The sequence below is a fragment of the Streptomyces sp. NPDC048171 genome (genome assembly GCF_043202655.1).
Classification (GTDB): Bacteria; Actinomycetota; Actinomycetes; order Streptomycetales; family Streptomycetaceae; genus Streptomyces.
Window position 1 is genome coordinate 384,304 of sequence record NZ_JBIDAU010000003.1, and the last position, 16,846, is coordinate 401,149.

Annotated in this window: 11 protein-coding genes; 3 read left to right on the top strand and 8 right to left on the bottom strand. The window is 71.7% G+C overall.

Annotated features, from left to right (window positions below):
* Positions 1–13: 13 nt before the first annotated feature.
* Complete coding sequence (locus ACGF3J_RS10485; protein ID WP_393853906.1) at positions 14–1,462, bottom strand: hypothetical protein; 1,449 nt, start codon at positions 1,460–1,462, stop codon at positions 14–16.
* Between the two features lie 65 nt (positions 1,463–1,527).
* On the opposite strand from ACGF3J_RS10485, the gene ACGF3J_RS10490 reads away from it, so the two are divergent.
* A complete protein-coding gene (locus ACGF3J_RS10490) occupies positions 1,528–2,439 on the top strand; it encodes an endonuclease/exonuclease/phosphatase family protein (protein WP_393853907.1) in 912 nt (303 codons plus the stop codon).
* Between the two features lie 20 nt (positions 2,440–2,459).
* Here the strand turns inward: ACGF3J_RS10490 and ACGF3J_RS10495 are convergent, their stop codons facing one another.
* Positions 2,460–6,329 (bottom strand): CDP-glycerol glycerophosphotransferase family protein, encoded by a 3,870-nt coding sequence (locus tag ACGF3J_RS10495; protein WP_393853908.1) that lies wholly within the window; start codon positions 6,327–6,329, stop codon positions 2,460–2,462.
* A 366-nt stretch (positions 6,330–6,695) separates the two neighbouring features.
* Here ACGF3J_RS10495 and ACGF3J_RS10500 point away from each other — a divergent pair, with 366 nt between their 5' ends.
* Entirely contained in the window at positions 6,696–7,784 is a 1,089-nt protein-coding gene (locus ACGF3J_RS10500; RefSeq protein ID WP_393853909.1) for an LCP family protein, read from the top strand.
* Positions 7,785–7,841: 57 nt separating this feature from the next.
* On the opposite strand, the gene ACGF3J_RS10505 is transcribed toward ACGF3J_RS10500, so the two are convergent.
* Both ACGF3J_RS10505 and ACGF3J_RS10510 read right to left on the bottom strand, forming a co-directional pair.
* Positions 7,842–8,966, bottom strand: a complete 1,125-nt coding sequence (locus tag ACGF3J_RS10505; protein ID WP_393853910.1) for a hypothetical protein — start codon at positions 8,964–8,966, stop codon at positions 7,842–7,844.
* A gap of 119 nt (positions 8,967–9,085) precedes the next feature.
* Entirely contained in the window at positions 9,086–10,108 is a 1,023-nt protein-coding gene (locus ACGF3J_RS10510) for a hypothetical protein (protein WP_393853911.1), read from the bottom strand.
* Positions 10,109–10,189: 81 nt separating this feature from the next.
* Between ACGF3J_RS10510 and ACGF3J_RS10515 the strand changes: the two genes are divergently transcribed.
* On the top strand, positions 10,190–10,567 hold the full coding sequence (locus ACGF3J_RS10515; protein WP_393853912.1) for an NTP pyrophosphohydrolase: 378 nt from the start codon (positions 10,190–10,192) through the stop codon (positions 10,565–10,567).
* A 246-nt stretch (positions 10,568–10,813) separates the two neighbouring features.
* On the opposite strand, the gene ACGF3J_RS10520 is transcribed toward ACGF3J_RS10515, so the two are convergent.
* The 4 genes from ACGF3J_RS10520 to ACGF3J_RS10535 form a co-directional block, all read right to left on the bottom strand.
* Positions 10,814–12,322, bottom strand: a complete 1,509-nt coding sequence (locus ACGF3J_RS10520) for an amino acid permease (RefSeq protein ID WP_161330582.1) — start codon at positions 12,320–12,322, stop codon at positions 10,814–10,816.
* A 151-nt stretch (positions 12,323–12,473) separates the two neighbouring features.
* Positions 12,474–14,402: a 1-deoxy-D-xylulose-5-phosphate synthase gene (gene dxs, locus ACGF3J_RS10525; protein WP_161330581.1), complete on the bottom strand. Its 1,929-nt coding sequence runs from the start codon at positions 14,400–14,402 to the stop codon at positions 12,474–12,476.
* 263 nt (positions 14,403–14,665) lie between these two features.
* The gene (locus ACGF3J_RS10530) at positions 14,666–15,958 is read right to left on the bottom strand and encodes a sugar ABC transporter permease (protein WP_393853913.1); all 1,293 of its coding nucleotides are present in this window, start codon (positions 15,956–15,958) and stop codon (positions 14,666–14,668) included.
* Positions 15,955–16,746 carry an ATP-binding cassette domain-containing protein gene (locus tag ACGF3J_RS10535; protein WP_064730313.1) on the bottom strand — a complete coding sequence of 264 codons (792 nt, stop codon included), beginning with the start codon at positions 16,744–16,746 and terminating at the stop codon, positions 15,955–15,957. Before ACGF3J_RS10535 ends, ACGF3J_RS10530 begins: the two co-directional genes overlap by 4 nt.
* Positions 16,747–16,846: the final 100 nt, after the last annotated feature.

Sequence of the window (16,846 nt, forward strand, 5' to 3'; positions counted from 1 at the left end):
GGACCGTCGTTGCTCAGTACCGCGGCGGGAGGTGACCGACGGGCACGGCCTGGTGCAGGACCGTGAAGGCGGCCGCGGCCGGGGCGGACTCCGTGCCGTGCGCGTCCACCCCGGCCACCTCGACCAGGTGCGTCCCCTCCGGCCAGGACCAGCCCGGGTCCCAGCCCCAGACGCCGTCCGGCGCGACCGCCACCGCGCCCAGCGGCACGCCGTTCTCGCGGAAACCGACCTGGACCGCGCCCGGCGCGGTCCCGTGGAAGGCGACCGACGGCCCCACCTGCTGCCCCGGTCCGGGTACGGCGACGACAGGCGGGGTCGGCCCCGTGGGGACGGGGCGGTCGGCCACCGTGAAGGGCACCTCGACCCGGCTGGAGTGGAACCCGGCCGGGTCGACCGCGAAGATCTTGACCAGGTGCTTGCCGGTCGCCCACGGCTTGGCCGGCGCCCAGGACCAGGAGCCGTCGGCCGCGACCTCCGGCGACGCCACGAACTTGCCGCTCTCCCACATGCTGACCCGCACCGCCCCTTGGGCCGTCCCGGCGAAGCGGAGGCCGGTGGAGGGGGCCTCGCCGTTGTAGGCCGGGGCCGTCACCACGGGCGGCGCGAACGCCTCGGCGGTCTGCACCTTCGAGGTGGCGGAGAGGTAGGCCTCGATGTCCGACGTCTCCCGGTCGAACTCCTCGGCGGCGTGGCGCACGAACCCGAGGCGCGGTGCGTAGCCGTCGGCGAGCAGGTTCAGCAGACCGACGAGCGCCGGGACGTTGCGCCGGGTGACCGTGGCGTGGCCGGTGATCGTCGGCGACTCGCTGTACAGGAAGTTGAAGTTGTCGTAGCCCTGGAACATGCCGAGGAACGGCTCCACCTGCACCGCGTAGTGCTCGTCCTGGGGTGAGGAGAGCACGTAGATGTTGGCGGCGCTGTTCGCGCGGGCCCGCACCAGGTCGGGGAGGAGCGCGTCGAGGAACCGCGCGTTGTGCGCCGGCGCGCCCTCGCCCAGCATGTAGGCGGAGACCTTCGGGTGCCGCCGCTCCAGTGCGTCCCCGACGAGGAACTGCGGCACGATGGCCACGATGTTCCGGTACCCGTACCGCATCCCGAAGTACAGCGCGGCGCTGCCGCCCTTGGAGCCGCCCCAGAGGGTGACCTGGTCCGGCGTCAGCCCCAGCGACCGCGTGACGTTCGAGATGAGGGTCTGTACCGAGTCCGCCAGGCCGAAGTCCATGTTCCGGCAGAGGTAGTAGGCGTTCATCCCGTCGAAGCGGTCGCGGATCCAGAGGATGTTGGCGCGTACGTTGTCGAAGACGCCGTTGCACCAGCCGTAGTCCTCGGGCGCGGAGAAGTTGGCGAACACCACGACGAGGTGGCGGTTGCCGCTCTTGGCGTGGGAGAACCGGTACTCGACCGGAAACGGGCCCGACGCCTCGATCCCGTTGAACATCTTCCGCGCGGGCGCCTTGGACATGTACGGAACTCCACTCTCATGACCGCCCCCGTAGGCCGGTTCGGTCGATCGGACATGATGGCGGGATGCCTCTGCCGGACTTCCCGCTCCTCACCGGCCCGCGCCGTCGTCGCGGCCTCGTCGCCGTGGTCACGGTGCTCGCGCTGTCGGCGCTCCTGGTCACGCTGGTGCCGGTGCTGACCGCGCGGGGGACGGTGCGGTCCCTCCCGGCGGAGCGCGTCCTGACCGTGGCGTCCTGGAACATGTGCGGCGTGCGGCGGTGGAACTGCGCGGAGACCGGCGGTGCCGCCGCCAAGAGGCGGGCGGTGGAACGGCTGGCCGGCGAGGGTGCCGACGTGGTGCTGCTCCAGGAGGCCTGCGCCGCCGAGGCGGAGTCGGTCCGCGACGATCTCGGCGGTCCCTGGCAGCTCGCCTTCCGTCCCTACACCTCGCGCGACCGGGCCGGGCGTTCCGGCACTGTGCGGTGCGACGGGCGCGGGCAGGGCGCGGCCGGCCTCGCCCTGCTCTCGGCCCACCCGCTGTCCTCGGTGCGGTCGGTGCCCTCGCGCCAGCCGGTGGCCGGACTGGGGCGCGGCATCCTGTGCGCGACGGTCGGCAAGGCCGGCGTCCGGGTGTGCAACGCCCACCTGAGCCTGCCCGGCAGCGACCTGGCGCATCCCGGCCGGGAGTACCGCGACGACCAGTTGCGTGCGCTGGTGGCGGCGGTGCCGCGGCGGCGCACCGTGTTCGGCGGCGACTTCAACCTGAACCCGCCGAGCGCCCGCAACGCGTCCCGCTGGGTGTGGCCCGACGCCGTCTACCGCGACTACCGGGAGTGCGACCAGGACTTCGCCGCCGACCGCTCCGGGCGCCCGACGCACGAGTCCGGTCACAAGCTGGACTATCTGTTCACCGGCCTGCCCAGGTCCGGCTGCACGGTGCGCGACACCGGCGTCTCCGACCACCGCGCGCTGCTGGTCCGGGTGGACACCGGCTGAGGGCCCGCCGAGTGCCGGCGTCATACGACCGCGCCCTCGAAGGTCCGCCCGTCAGGCATGAGCTGCGAGGACCCGGCGTGCTCCGCACCGGGCTGCGCGGGCACCGCACCGACCACCGACGCGGCGGCGGGCCCTGGTTGCACCGTCCGGCGCGGCGCGGTGAACCAGCTCCCGGCACGGCCCTGGACCGGCGTCATGGGCCGGCCCGCCTGCCGGGTGTCGACGGTGCCCACGGCCGGTGCCTGGGCCTGGCCGGGAGGGAGGTCGCCGCCCGCCACGAGCATCCGGTCGGCGAGCCGGGCGGAGGCGTAACCGTCGTCCAGGTCGCAGAACTCGCGCTGGAACCAGCGGTACCGGTCGGCGTAGGCCTCCTCGATCCGGTCGATCCGCTCGACGGCCGTCACCAGCGCCTCGGAGGTGTGCAGGAGGGGGCCGGGTGCGCTGCTCGCGAAGTCGAAGTAGAAGCCGCGCAGGGTGTCCCGGTAGTGGTCGAGGTCGTAGGTGAAGAAGAGGATGGGCCGCCCGGTGTTGACGTAGTCGAACATCAGGGAGGAGTAGTCCGTGATCATGATGTCGGTGATCAGGGAGAGTTCGGCCATGTCCGGGTAGTCGGAGACGTCGAAGACGAAGCCGTCGCCGGCGCCGGGCACCGGGTCCACGACGTTGGGGTGGCGGCGGACCAGGAGGACGTGCTCGTCGCCCAGCCGGGCGCGGGCGTCCGCGAGGTCGATGCGGAAGTCCAGCTTGTACTTGCCGGGCGCGTAGTACTGGTCGTCGCGCCAGGTGGGCGCGTACATCACGACCCGCTTGCCCTCGGGCAGGCCGATGCGGCGGCGGATCTCCCGCTCCCGCTCCTCGGTGCCGGGCAGCCGGAGGACGTCGTTGCGGGGGTAGCCCGACTCGACCATCTCCCCGGGGAATCCGAAGGCGCGCTGGAGGATCGGGGTGGAGAAGCTGTTGGGCGAGACCAGCATGTCCCAGTTCCGCACCTCCTTCTCGACCCGTTCCAGGTAGCGCTGGTCGGCGAAGTGGATGGACTCGATGTCGTGGCCGATCTTCTTCAGCGGGGTGCCGTGCCAGGTCTGCACGACGATCTGGCCGTCGCGCCGCTGGAACCAGTCGGGGAGGTGGTTGTTGGCGACGACGTACCGGCTGGTGGCCAGGGCCTCGTACCACTCGGGCGACCACATGCGGATCGGGATCGCGCTGGGCGGCACCTCCACCTGGTCGTCGCGCACCACCCACAGCTGTTCGAGGTCGGTGCCGCGCCGGAGCAGTTCCTCGTGCAGGGCGCGGGGGCTGTCCGAGTACTGGGTGCCCTTGAAGGCGTCGAAGAGGACGGCGGGGCGCACCCGCTGCCGGCGGGCCGCCGGGTACGCCTTGGTGCGCAGCAGCTTCTGGCGGTAGGGGCCGCGGGCGTAGTCGGGCATGGCGGAGTGGACGAGCAGGGAGAGCCGGTCGTACGCCTCGGCCTGGAGTTCGTAGCGGCGCTCGTCCTCCTCGTACTCCTCGGGGAAGGCGCCGACGAGATCCTGCTCGATCTTCACCGTCAGGTCTTCGAGCCGGTCCTCGCGGGCCACCGCCGAGAGGTCCTGCCGGCGCAGGAAGAAGTCCCAGCGGCCGGCCGCGAGCGGGATGTCGCCGGCCAGCGTCCGCATGGCGGCCGGGCTGACCAGGCAGCGGAACGCGTTGCCGTCCCACTCGACGGGGACCTCGCGCTCCGCGCCGTGCGCCCGGGAGCGGACTACCAGGTGGGCGTCCTGGTACTCGCGCGGCGAGAGCCGGTCCGCGGCCAGGTAGCGGCCGTGGATCTCGAGCGAGCCGTCCTGATGCCAGAAGAATCGATTCACCGTCGGCAGGGTGGCGCGCTCGAAGAGGACGAGGTAGCCCGAGCCGTTGCGGTGCACCACGACCTCGCGGTCGCCCTCCCGGGTCTGCAGCTCGCCGGGCATGCGGTAGTGGCCGTCGGGCGTCTCCTCGGCCATGACCGGGTAGAGGGCGCCCTTGCGGCCCTCCACGTGGAGGGTGGTCTTCCAGCCGTTGCTGCCCATGCTCCAGGACTCCGGGATGTCCGCGTCGGCCTGGGCGTCGGCCCGGAAGGCAGGCACCAGCGAGCGCAGCGGCAGCCTGGCCGAGAACGTGCACCACCCCTCGCCGCCCGCCGTGAAGTACACGCGGCCGTCGTGCTGGCCCGCGCCGCTGAGGCTGGTGACGCGCAGCTTGCCCCATTCCGGCACGCGCGGCCCGAGGTAGACCCCGCGCACCTCCAGCTGGTCGCCGGTCACGCGGTGGGCGGTGATCCGGCAGCGGACGATCTCGACCCGGAGCTTCAGCTTGCCCTGGAGGAAGACCGGGAGGATGCGGGTGTTCTTGTCGACGTAGCGGTACGGCGGGTTGGCGGAGCTTCCCGCGCTGCCCCGGTCGATGCCCCGGTAGCGGAAGAGCCCGCGGCTGAGGACACCCGCGGCCACGTCCCAGGTGCCCTCGACCCACTCGCCCTTGCGCTTCAGCCGGGTCGTGTCGATCCGGGCCTCGAAGCCGGCCCAGTCGTAGCAGTAGCGGTTCTGGTTGGAGTGCTCGGTGGCCTGGGGCGCGTAGGTGGTCCTCGCCGGGGTGATCACCATCCGCCCCTGCTTCTTGTTCCGCAGGGCGATCGCCTTCACCGACATGTGCCGCTTGTGCACGTTGATGAAGCGCACGTACGCGCTTCCGGCGAGGGTCAGCAGATGGCCGTTGGTGCTCCAGTGGGCCCCGCCGAGCGAGCCGTGCAGGGAGAGTTCCTTGTCGAGCCGGAACGCCTTCTTGTCGAGGCCGACCCCGCGGTCCCCGAGGTAGGGGTACTTCAGGTAGCGCCGGAAGCGGCGCTGGACCGGCATCGGGCCGCCGCGGCGCTCGAACTCGATGACCTCCAGCAGCTCGGCCAGCCGCCATTCGCGCACCAGCAGCCACTTGACCCGGGCGTCCGCGGGCAGTTCGTCGATGATGGTGAGGTCGGTCTCGTCGAGGAACTCGTTGGCCCACCGCATGAACGACTGCCGGTACTCCTCGTCCGCGTCCGGCAGCACCTTGAGGTGCAGCATCAGGTCGGACTTCAGGCAGGCGAGGTCGTACTTGCGCTTGCTCTCCTCGTACTGGCGCGAGCGCCGGTCGGCCAGGAAGCGGCTGACCGACCGGACCGCGGCGACCCGGTCCCGCAGGTTGGACAGCTCGGTGTGGCGCTGGGTGATCGAGGGCGCGGCCCCGCCCTCGCGGCGGCGCCAGAAGTACACGATGTCGGTGACGACGTCGACCTTGGCGGCGCGGAAGTGGGCGTACATGTTGACCCAGGAGTCCTCGTACATGACGCCCTCGGGGAACGCGATGTAGTGGTAGTCCCAGAAGGACCGCCGGAACATCTTGTTCCAGACGGTGCGGTCGTAGATCAGTGCCTCGAACCGGGTGATGTGCGTGCCCCGCCGGTTCTTCTGCATCGGGCCCTTGTGCAGCGGCGACTGCCACTTCTTGGTGGAGTTCATCATCTGCACGTTGCCCGAGACGAAGTCCGACTCGGACCCCTCCAGCGTGCGGACCAGCAGGCCGTAGGCGTACTCGGGGATGACGTCGTCCCCGTCGACGAAGGCGAGGAACTCACCCTGGGGGTGCATGGCGCGCAGGCCGGTGTTGCGGGCGTGCCCGGGACCCTGCGGCTCCTGGCGGATCATCCGGAAGCGCGGGTCGGCGGCGCAGAAGTCGGCGGCGATCCGCGAGGAGCCGTCGGTGGAGCCGTCGTCGACGAGGATCACCTCGAAGTCACGGAACGACTGACGCGCGATCGACTCCAGGCATTCGGCGAGATAGGTCTCGACGTCCTGAAAGGGCACGACGATGCTCAGACGCGGGTGATCCACCAACTCGTACTCCTACCAAGACATTTCGCCCAGCGGGCTGCCGAACAGTCCGCACTGGACGCCCCTCCCCTGTCCGGCGCGGCCGCGGCCCCCACCGCGAACGCCACACCGGAAACCCCTGACCGCCGGAAAGCCCCCCTTCACAGCCGTCACAGGTTCGCCACATCTTATGTCACCCTTAAGGCTGGTCAAGGGGAGTTAATGTGGCGTACATCGCTGTTACCCGCTATGGTTCCCCACTCGCAAAATGACTGGGCGTGAGCACATATAGTGCTCGCACTGACACGACCGCCCAGCGGGCCGGCCTCCCCCCACCCGGGCCCTGCGACTCCGCCATCGCGGAGCCCGTGAGGAGAGGAACCCACCACCATGACGCACAGCGCCACCACGGAGCCTCGGCGTGCCCGCCGGGCCGCGCCGGACGGCGGTCGCCGCGCGCCACGCCGCCGCAGACGCTGGGGACGGATCGTCCTGCTGTCGCTCGTCGTGCTCCTGCTCGCCCTCGGCGGCACCGGCTACTGGCTCTACAGCGGCCTGAACGGGAACATCGACGGGGTCGACCTGGACAAGGCCCTCGGCAGCGACCGCCCGGAGAAGCTGCCGACGTCGGGACAGAACCTGCTGGTCCTCGGCTCGGACTCGCGCGCCGGCGACAACGCCTCGCTCGGCACCGGCAAGGTCGCCGGGGCCCGTTCGGACACGGCCCTGGTGGTGCACATACCCGAGGGCCGCAAGCAGGCCGTCGCCGTGAGCATCCCGCGCGACACCCTGGTCACCCGCCCCGAGTGCGAGAAGTCCGACGGCTCCGCACTGCCGGAGGCGGAGCGCGTGATGTTCAACTCCGTGTACTCGCAGGCCGGACCGGCCTGCGTGGTCAAGACCGTGGAGAAGATGTCCGGCGTCCGCATGGACCACTACATGGAGATCGACTTCGCCGGGTTCAAGGGCCTGGTCGACGCCATCGGCGGGGTGCCCGTCACCGTCGAGGAGCCCATCAAGGACCCCGCCAGCGGCCTGGACCTGAGCGCCGGCACCCACACCCTGGACGGCACCGAGTCCCTGGCCTTCGTGCGCACCCGGCACGGGGTGGGCGACGGCAGCGACCTCGGCCGCATCGGCCTCCAGCAGGAGTTCCTGATCGCGCTGCTGAGCGAGGTCAAGAAGCAGGACCTGCTGGGCAGCCCCACCAAGACGTACAAGATCGCCGACAGCCTCACCGCCGCGCTCACCACGGACTCCGAACTGGCCTCGCTGACCAGCCTGGCGGACTTCGCGCGCAGCATGAACGGGGTCGACCCCGCCACCATGGAGACGATCATGCTGCCGGTGGCGTACGACAAGGCCGACCCGAACCGCGTCGTGGCCGCCGAACCCCAGGCCACCGACTTGTGGAAGGCCGTCCGGTCGGACTCCGAGATCCCCGAGTCCGCCAAGAAGTCGCCCGCGACGGGCGGCTGATCCCCCACCAGGACGCCCGCCCAGGACGCCCGCGGGGCGCCGCGCGGCGCCGGCCGCTCAGCTCCCGAGGGTTCGCCAGCGGGTGAGGGCGAGGCCGGTGCCGTCGTCCTGGCGGGCCACTTTCGGGCTGCCGTCGGCCCCGATCAGCGCCATCACCACGCGCCCGTGTCCGTCGCGTGCCAGGGCCGGTACGCCCTGGCACGACTCGGCCAGGGCGTACCACCAGAATCCGCCGGTCTCGTTCTCCGTGGCGCCCATGCCGAACAGCGCGGAACCGTCCCGGGTCCGGTGGGCGAGGACGACGCAGTCGTAGCCGTCCACGGCCGTGCGCAGGGAGGCGTAGGGCCGCTCGGCCGGCGATCCGCCCAGCGCGGCGGGCCAGTCGCCCTCCCGCCACGCGGCCGCTCCGCCGCTCTCGGCGTCGGTCCAGAAGTACGTGGACCGGTCCGGCCCGGTCTCCACCGCGGTGACCGTGCCCGGCACCGGACGCAGGGCGAGGCCCTGAGGGCCTGCGAAGTCGCCGCCCGGTCCGGTCTGGCGCCACAGCAGGACGCCCGACGCGGAGGCGGCGCAGACCTCCAGCCGGCCGCCGGACAGCGCGACCGGCGCGGGCGGTCCGTCGATTCCCTTGCCGTGCAGGTCCTCCCAGGCGCGCCACTTGCCGTTCGGCGCCTCCCGGCGCAGCGACAGGCCGCCGTTCGCGTTGCGTACGAAGACGTGCACCGTGCCGTCGGACGCGACCGCGCCCGCGGGCACGCCGAGTCCCCGGCCCTCGGCGCGGTCGCGGTGCGGGTTGCCCAGCGAGCGCCATTCGGTGAAGGCCAGTCCGGTCTGGTACTGGATGGCGTGCACCACGTCCACGCCCGGCGCGCCGTCGGAACGCTCGCGCTCCCGGCGGCCCAGGAAGTGGACGTAGGTGTCGGCCCCCTGCACCACCGTCAGGTCGGTCAGCCCCGCGACGGGCACGAAGTGCGGCCCGCTCCAGTCGGGGCCGCCCACGGCCGTCTCCGTCCAGCGCACCAGGCCGCCCTCGACGGGCAGGTAGAGGCTGAGGCGGCCGTCCCTGCCGAGGGTGAGCCAGTCGCCGTGCGCCTCGCCGACCGCGCGGTCGTGCCCGCGCTCCGCGGTGCCGGGCCCGACCCGGCCGGCCGTGCCGACCGGGGCCGCCGACTTTCTCCGCATGGCCTGCTGCACCTTCCTGAAGCCCGCCGTGTCACGGACAGGGACCGTCGAACGCGGAACATCATATGCCGTTCGTTCACCAGTTCCCCATGCGTCCGTCACCGGGCCGCCGGGCGGCCTCAGACGGCCTGCCACGCCCCCAGCGCCAGCCCCGCCTCGTCCTTCCGCCGGGTGAGGTGGAGCTGCCCGGTGGACGGGGAGAGCGTCGCGGCCACCAGGCGTCCGTCGGCGTCCAGCGCCAGGGAGACCGTCGCGTCGGCCGGCAGAGTGGGGCCCGATTCCGTCCAGGCCGCGCCCATCTCCTCCAGTTCCGAGGGGTACGCGGCGAAGGCGATCCGGCCGCTGCCCGCCGAGCGCTGGGCGACCACCGTGCAGTCGTGACCGTCTATGACACAGCGGACGGCGGACACGGGGCCGGGTCCCGCGGCGGCCAGCAGGGGCGTGGGCTTGCCGCCGGGGCGCCAGGCGCACAGCTCACCGGTGCCGTCGTCGGTGTAGAGGACGGTGGTGTGCCCGCTGGAGGTCGCGAGCGCGCGCAGGGTGCCCGGGCGGACCGCCGCGTCGAGGCGCTCCCGCAGCACCGGCCGCGCACCCGCCTTGTCCTGACGCCAGTGCAGGATGCCGTCCGGGGCGGGTGCGTACACCTCGACCAGACCGGTCTCGGCCGTCGCCGCCGTGGGTGCCTCCTGGACACCGCGGCCCTTCAGGTCGCGCCAGGGGTCCCAGCCGCCCTTCTCCTTCTGGGCCACCATGCTCAGGCCGCCGCCCCCGTTGCGGACGAAGACGTGGGCGCGCCCCTGGGCGTCGACCGCGACGGCCGGCGTCCCGGTGCGGTCGCCCTGCTTGTTGGGGTGGCCGGCCGGCTCCCAGTCCAGGGGGGCGAGCAGCGGCCGGAAGTGCGTGGTGTGCACGAGTCCGGACCGGTCGGCGCCGGTCGGCCGCCAGGCGACCAGATGGGCGTAGCCGTCGGGGCCCCTGCCGACCGCGAGGCCGGGGCGCAGTGCCTGGTCGCCACCGAGGCGGCGCGGGGCCTCCCAGGCGCCCGCGGGCACGCGTTCGGCACGCCAGAGGGCGGCGTCGTCGGTCGGGAGGTACACGCTGAGGCGGCCGTCGCGGCCGAGGAGAAGCCAGTCGCCATTCACCGCACCACTCTAAGCGGGGGCACCGGCTCCGTGTCGATCGGGTGCCGTCGAGGGACGGCGGCCGCGTGCGACCCTGACCGCATGGACGACAACGCACCCCTGCTCGTGATCGTCGACGCCGCGAACGTGGTCGGCTCGGTGCCCGACGGCTGGTGGCGCGACCGGCGCGGGGCCGCGGAGCGCCTGCGGGACCGGCTGGCGGCGGACGGGGTGCCGGGGCGCACCGGGCCGGTGGAGGTCGTGCTGGTGGTGGAGGGCGCGGCGCGGGGCGTGGAGTCCGTGGCGGGCGTGCGGGTGGAGTCGGCGCCCGGCAGCGGGGACGACCACATGGTCGAGCTGGTCGAACGGGCCGCCGGCCACCGCCCCGTCCTCGTGGTGACGGCCGACCGCGAGCTGCGCCGCCGGGTGACGGAACTGGGCGCGGAGGTCACCGGCCCACGGACCGTACGGCCCCGATAGCGACGACACGAACCGCGAAACCCGTCGACCGCGCACTGACGCCCCCCCAGCCGCCACGACCACCTGACCGGCCCCGTCACACAGACCACCCCTCACCGCCCCGTGACGACGGCCGACCGCGAGCCGCACCGCCGGGTGACGGAACTGGGCGCGGAGGTGACGGGGCCTCGGGGCGTACGGCCCCGGTGACGGCGAGCGCCCGGTCGCGGAGGTGCTGCTCCGGGACCGGGCGCCGGCTTCGTCCGGCTACTGGCCGGCCGGGGGCGGAGGGGTGGTGTCCTCGCCGCGGCCCAGACGGCTGTGGGTGCGGCTGTAGAGGAAGTACACGACGACGCCGATGGCCATCCAGACGCCGAACCGGACCCAGGTCTCGGCGGGCAGGTTCAGCATCAGCCAGAGCGACGCGGCCACCGACACGATCGGCAGCACCGGGACCAGCGGGGTGCGGAAGGCGCGCGGCAGGTCCGGGCGGGTCCGGCGCAGGATGATCACGCTGATCGCCACGATGACGAACGCGAACAGCGTGCCGATGTTCACCAGCTCGGCCAGCTCGCTCAGGCTGGTGAAGCCGGCCACGATCGCGATGATCACGCCGAGCAGGATGGTCGGCCGGTACGGCGTCCGGAACTTCGGGTGGACGCGGGAGAAGAAGCGCGGCAGCAGTCCGTCGCGGCTCATCGCGAAGAAGACCCGGGTCTGGCCGAGCAGCAGGATCATGCACACCGTGGTCAGGCCGACGGCGGCGCCGAAGCTGATCACGCCGGCGAAGAAGGGGTGCCCGGTGGACTTGAAGGCGTCGGCGAGCGGGGCGTCGACGGACAGCTCGCTGTAGTGCTGCATGCCGGTGACGACGATCGAGACGGCGACGTACAGGGCGGTGCAGATGAACAGCGAACCGAGGATGCCGCGGGGCATGTCGCGCTGCGGGTTGCGGGTCTCCTCGGCGGCCGTGGCGACGATGTCGAAGCCGATGAAGGCGAAGAAGACGACCGAGGCCGCGGTGAAGATGCCCATGACTCCGAAGTTCGCCGGTGCCCAGCCGAACATCAGCTGGATCAGTGGCGAGTCGAGCCCCGCCCCGGCATCCACCGGCTGCGACTTCGGGACGAAGGGGTCGTAGTTGGAACCCTTGATGAAGAAGGCACCCGCGATGATCACGATGAGGACGACGGTCACCTTGATGGCGACCACGAGCGAGGTGATCCGCGCCGAGAGCTTCATGCCGAGCACGAGGATCCCGGTGAGCACCAGCACCAGGGCGGCGGCGAGGATGTCGAAGCCGAAGCCGTCGGCCCCGTCCCGGCCGCCCAGGGTCTCGGGGAACGTCACGCCGGCGTTGTCGAAGAACGAGCGGATGTACCCCGACCAGCCGACGGCCACCACCGCCGTGCCCAGCGCGAACTCCAGGACCAGGTCCCAGCCGATGATCCAGGCCGGCAGTTCGCCGAGCGAGGCGTAGGAGAAGGTGTAGGCGGAACCCGCCACCGGGACGGTGGAGGCGAACTCGGCATAGCAGAGCGCGGCGAGCCCGCACACCACACCGGCGACCACGAAGGCCAGGGCCACGGAGGGCCCGGCGTTGTTCTTGGCGACCGTGCCGGTGAGTACGAAGATGCCGGTGCCGATGATGACACCGACGCCGAAGACGGTCAGATCCAGCGCGGACAGGGATTTCTTGAGCGCGTGCTCCGGTTCCTCCGTGTCCCGGATCGACTGCTCGATCTTCTTGGTCCTGAAAAGACTGCTGTTGCTCACGCGTACCTCCGACGCTTGTCGTCCCCGACATGATCGAGAGGGGGGCGTACTGCGTATGCCCCGGCGTGAGCCGATTCACGCGGATGGGCCGGTTTCACCACCGCAACGGGTGGAGAGACCGGCCCATCGGCGCAACAGCGCTGGCGCTCCGTCAGTCGCGGGCCGCCTGCACGGCGTCCGCGTCGGCGCCCGTGCGGTCGTAGCGGCCGTCGAGCTTGGCGACCAGACCGGTGACCTGGCGGGCGATGTCGGGCGCGGTGAGCCCGATCTCGGCCAGGACCTCGGCACGGGAGGCGTGGTCGAGGAAGCGCGGCGGGATGCCGAAGTCGCGCAGCGGCACGTCCACGCCCGCGTCGCGCAGCGCCTGGGCGACGGCGGAGCCGACACCGCCGACGCGCGAGTTGTCCTCGACGGTGACGACCACGCGGTGGCGCTCGGCGAGGGGCGCCATGGCCTCGTCGACCGGCTTCACCCAGCGCGGGTCGACCACGGTGGTGGAGATGCCCTGCTTGTCCAGCAGGTCCGCCACCTCCAGGCACATCGGCGCGAGCGCGCCGACGGAGACCAGCAGGACGTCCGGGGTGTCGGTGCCGGGGGCGCGCAGCACGTCCATGCCGCCGACGCGGCCGACGGCGGGTACGGCGGGGCCGACGGCGCCCTTGGAGAAGCGGACCACGGTCGGCGCGTCGTCGACCTCGACGGCCTCGCGCAGCTGGGCGCGGACCTGGTCGGCGTCGCGCGGGGCGGCCAGCCGCAGGCCGGGGACGACCTGGAGGATCGACATGTCCCACATGCCGTTGTGGGAGGCGCCGTCGGTGCCGGTGACACCGGCGCGGTCCAGCACGAAGGTGACGCCGCACTTGTGCAGGGCCACGTCCATCAGCACCTGGTCGAAGGCGCGGTTGAGGAAGGTGGCGTACACGGCGAAGACCGGGTGCACCCCGCCGTGGGCGAGCCCGGCCGCGGAGACCGCGCCGTGCTGCTCGGCGATGCCGACGTCGTAGACGCGGTCGGGGAAGGCCTTGGCGAACTTGTCGAGGCCGACCGGCTGGAGCATGGCGGCCGTGATGGCGACCACGTCCTCCCGCTCCTCGCCGATCTTCACCATCTCCTCACCGAAGACGCTGGTCCAGTCGGCGCCGGAGGTGGAGATGGGCAGGCCGGTGTCGGGGTGGATCTTGCCGACGGCGTGGAAGCGGTCGGCCTCGTCCTGGAGGGCGGGCTGGTAGCCGCGGCCCTTCTCGGTGAGGCAGTGCACGATGACCGGACCGCCGAAGCGCTTGGCGCGGGTGAGCGCGGACTCCAGGGCCTCCAGGTCGTGGCCGTCGATCGGGCCGACGTACTTCAGGCCGAGGTCCTCGAACATGCCCTGCGGGGCGATGAAGTCCTTCAGGCCCTTCTTGGCGCCGTGCAGGGTGTCGTAGAGCGGGCGGCCGACGACCGGGGTGCGCTCCAGGACCTCCTTGGTGCGGGCCAGGAAGCGCTCGTAGCCGTCGGTGGTGCGCAGGGTCGCCAGGTGGTCGGCGAGGCCGCCGATGGTGGGCGCGTAGGAGCGCTCGTTGTCGTTGACGACGATGACGAGGGGGCGGTCCTTGGCGGCGGCGATGTTGTTCAGCGCCTCCCAGGCCATGCCGCCGGTGAGGGCGCCGTCGCCGATGACCGCGACCACGTGGTCGTCGCGGTCGAGGACCTGGTTGGCCTTGGCGATGCCGTCGGCCCAGCCGAGCACCGTGGAGGCGTGGCTGTTCTCGATGACGTCGTGCTCGGACTCGGCCTGCGCGGGGTAGCCGGACAGGCCGCCCTTCATCTTCAGCCTGGAGAAGTCCTGGCGGCCGGTGAGCAGCTTGTGCACGTAGGACTGGTGGCCCGTGTCCCAGAGCACCTTGTCCTTCGGGGAGTCGAAGACGCGGTGCAGGGCGAGGGTGAGTTCCACCACGCCGAGGTTGGGGCCGAGGTGGCCGCCGGTCTTGGACACGGCGTCGACCAGGAAGGTGCGGATCTCCTCTGCCAGGCCGCCCAGCTCTTCCAGGCTGAGCCGGTCCAGATCGCGCGGTCCCGTGATGCGGGTCAGCAGCGGCACCCGTGCCTCCTTGCAGTAGAGCTGTTGCCGGGCCTGCCCGAGTCTAATGTTCCGCCGTGGCGGAACGTGTCCGGGCGGTGCGTCGTACGTCACGCGTTCGGCCTTACCCAGCGGCGGACCGTTCTACGACTGCCCCGCCGACGGCGCCCGACGCACACCGTCCCCCGAACGCCACGGCACGACGCGTCCGCCCGCCCTCCCGGGGCTCAGCCGGGCGGGCGGGCGGTCGTCGGCCGTGGGGCCGCGCAGGGGGCCTGTGACGGCTAGGCGCGGCCGGCCGTCTTCTGGGTCTTGCGGGTGACCGCGTCGATGACGACGGTCGCCAGCAGCACGCCACCGGTGATCATGTACTGGACCGGCGAGGCGATGCCCTCCAGGGCGAGGCCGTACTGGATCGAGATGATGACCATCACACCGAGCAGCGCGTCCCAGGTGCGGCCGCGGCCGCCGAAGAGGGACGTGCCGCCGATGACGGCCGCGGCGATGACGTTCATCAGGAACTCACCGGTGCCCGCGCCCTGGTTGGCGGAGGCGATCTTCGAGGCGACGAAGAGGCCGCCGATCGCGGCGAAGGTGCCCGCGATCGCGAAGACCGAGATCCGCACCAGCTCGACGTTGATGCCGGCCCGGCGGGACGCCTCGACGCTGCCGCCGAGCGCGAAGATCTTCCGGCCGTAGGCGGTGCGGCGCAGGACGAAGTCCGTGAGCAGCAGGAAGGCCAGGAAGATCACGACGGCCAGCGGCAGGCCCTTGTACTGGTTGAAGACGATCGCCACGGCGAAGGCCAGCACGGCGAGCAGCACCGTGCGCACGATGATCTCGTTCAGCGGCCGGGACGGCACTCCGACGGCCTCGCGGCGGCGGTTGTCGAAGAACGCGCTGAGGAAGTACCCGGCGGTGACGACGATCGCCAGACCGTAGGCGGCGGCCACGTCGCTGAAGTAGTAGCTGGTCAGCTTGACGACCACGCCGTCGGAGTCGAGGTTGATCGTGCCGTTGCTGCCGAGGATCTGCAGCATGAAGCCCTGCCAGAACAGCAGGCCGGCCAGTGTCACGGCGAAGGCGGGCACACCGATGCGGGCGAAGACGAAGCCGTGGATGGCGCCGGCCGCGGTCCCGGTGAGGATCGCCAGCACCAGGGCGAGTATCTCGTTCATCCCGTGCGTGACGCTGAGCACCGCGAAGGTGGCGCCCGCGACACCGCTGACCGAGCCGACCGACAGGTCGATCTCGCCGAGCAGCAGGACGAAGACGATACCGACGGCGATCATGCCGGTGCCGACCATGGCGACCGACATGTCGGAGAAGTTGCCGGCCGTGAGGAAGTTGGAGTTCAGGCTGGTGAAGATGGCCCAGATGACCAGCAGGCCCACGACGACCGGGATGGAGCCGAGGTCGCCGGCCTTCATCTTCCGCTTGAACTCGCCGAGGTAGCCGGCAAAGCCCTGCTCGCGTACCAGCAGCCGGGGGTCGACCGCGGCGACCGCGGCGGGGGCCGCGTCCGTGTTCTCCACCGAGCTCTCCTCGGCGGCCGTGGAGGTCTTGTCGATGCTCACTTCTTGATCTCCCCATTGGTGCGCGCCGCACGACGGGTCACGGCGTTCTCCGTGGCGCCCGTGATGGCGGAGATGATCTCTTCCTGGGAGGTCGACTTGACCTCGAAGATGCCGTTGTTGCGCCCGAGGCGCAGGACGGCGACCTTGTCGGCGACCGCCTTGACGTCGGCCATGTTGTGGCTGATGAGGATGACCGCGTGGCCGCGCTCGCGCAGCCGCTCGACGAGGTCGAGGACCTGGGCGGTCTGCTCGACGCCGAGGGCGGCGGTGGGCTCGTCCAGGATGACCAGCTTCGGCTCGCCGAGCATGGAGCGGGCGATCGCCACGACCTGACGCTGACCGCCGGAGAGCGAGGCGATCGGGATGCGCACGCTGGGGATGCGGATGGACAGCGTGTCCAGCAGCTCGCGGGAGCGGCGCTCCATCTCCACCTCGTCCAGGACGCCGCGCTTGCGCAGCTCCCGGCCCAGGTAGAGGTTGCCGACGACGTCGATGTTGTCGCACAGCGCGAGGTCCTGGTAGACGGTCGCGATGCCGAGGTTCTGGGCGTCGTGCGGCCTGTTGATCGAGACGGACCTGCCGTCCCACTCGATGGCGCCCTCATCGATGGGGTGCACGCCGGCGATCGTCTTGACCAGCGTGGACTTTCCGGCGCCGTTGTCGCCCACCAGGGCGACCACCTCACCGGCGTGGACCTCAAGCTCTACGTCGGTGAGCGCCTGGACGGCACCGAATCGCTTGGAGACCCCGCGCAACGCCAGCACGGGCGTAGCGGACACGTGAACCATCTCCTTCGCCGCCTGACCCGGCGGGAGGTTGTGCAGAAAGGTTGGGGGAGGGTCCGTCCGGCGCCCCGCGTAGCTTGCGGGGCTGATGAGTGCGGGGCGC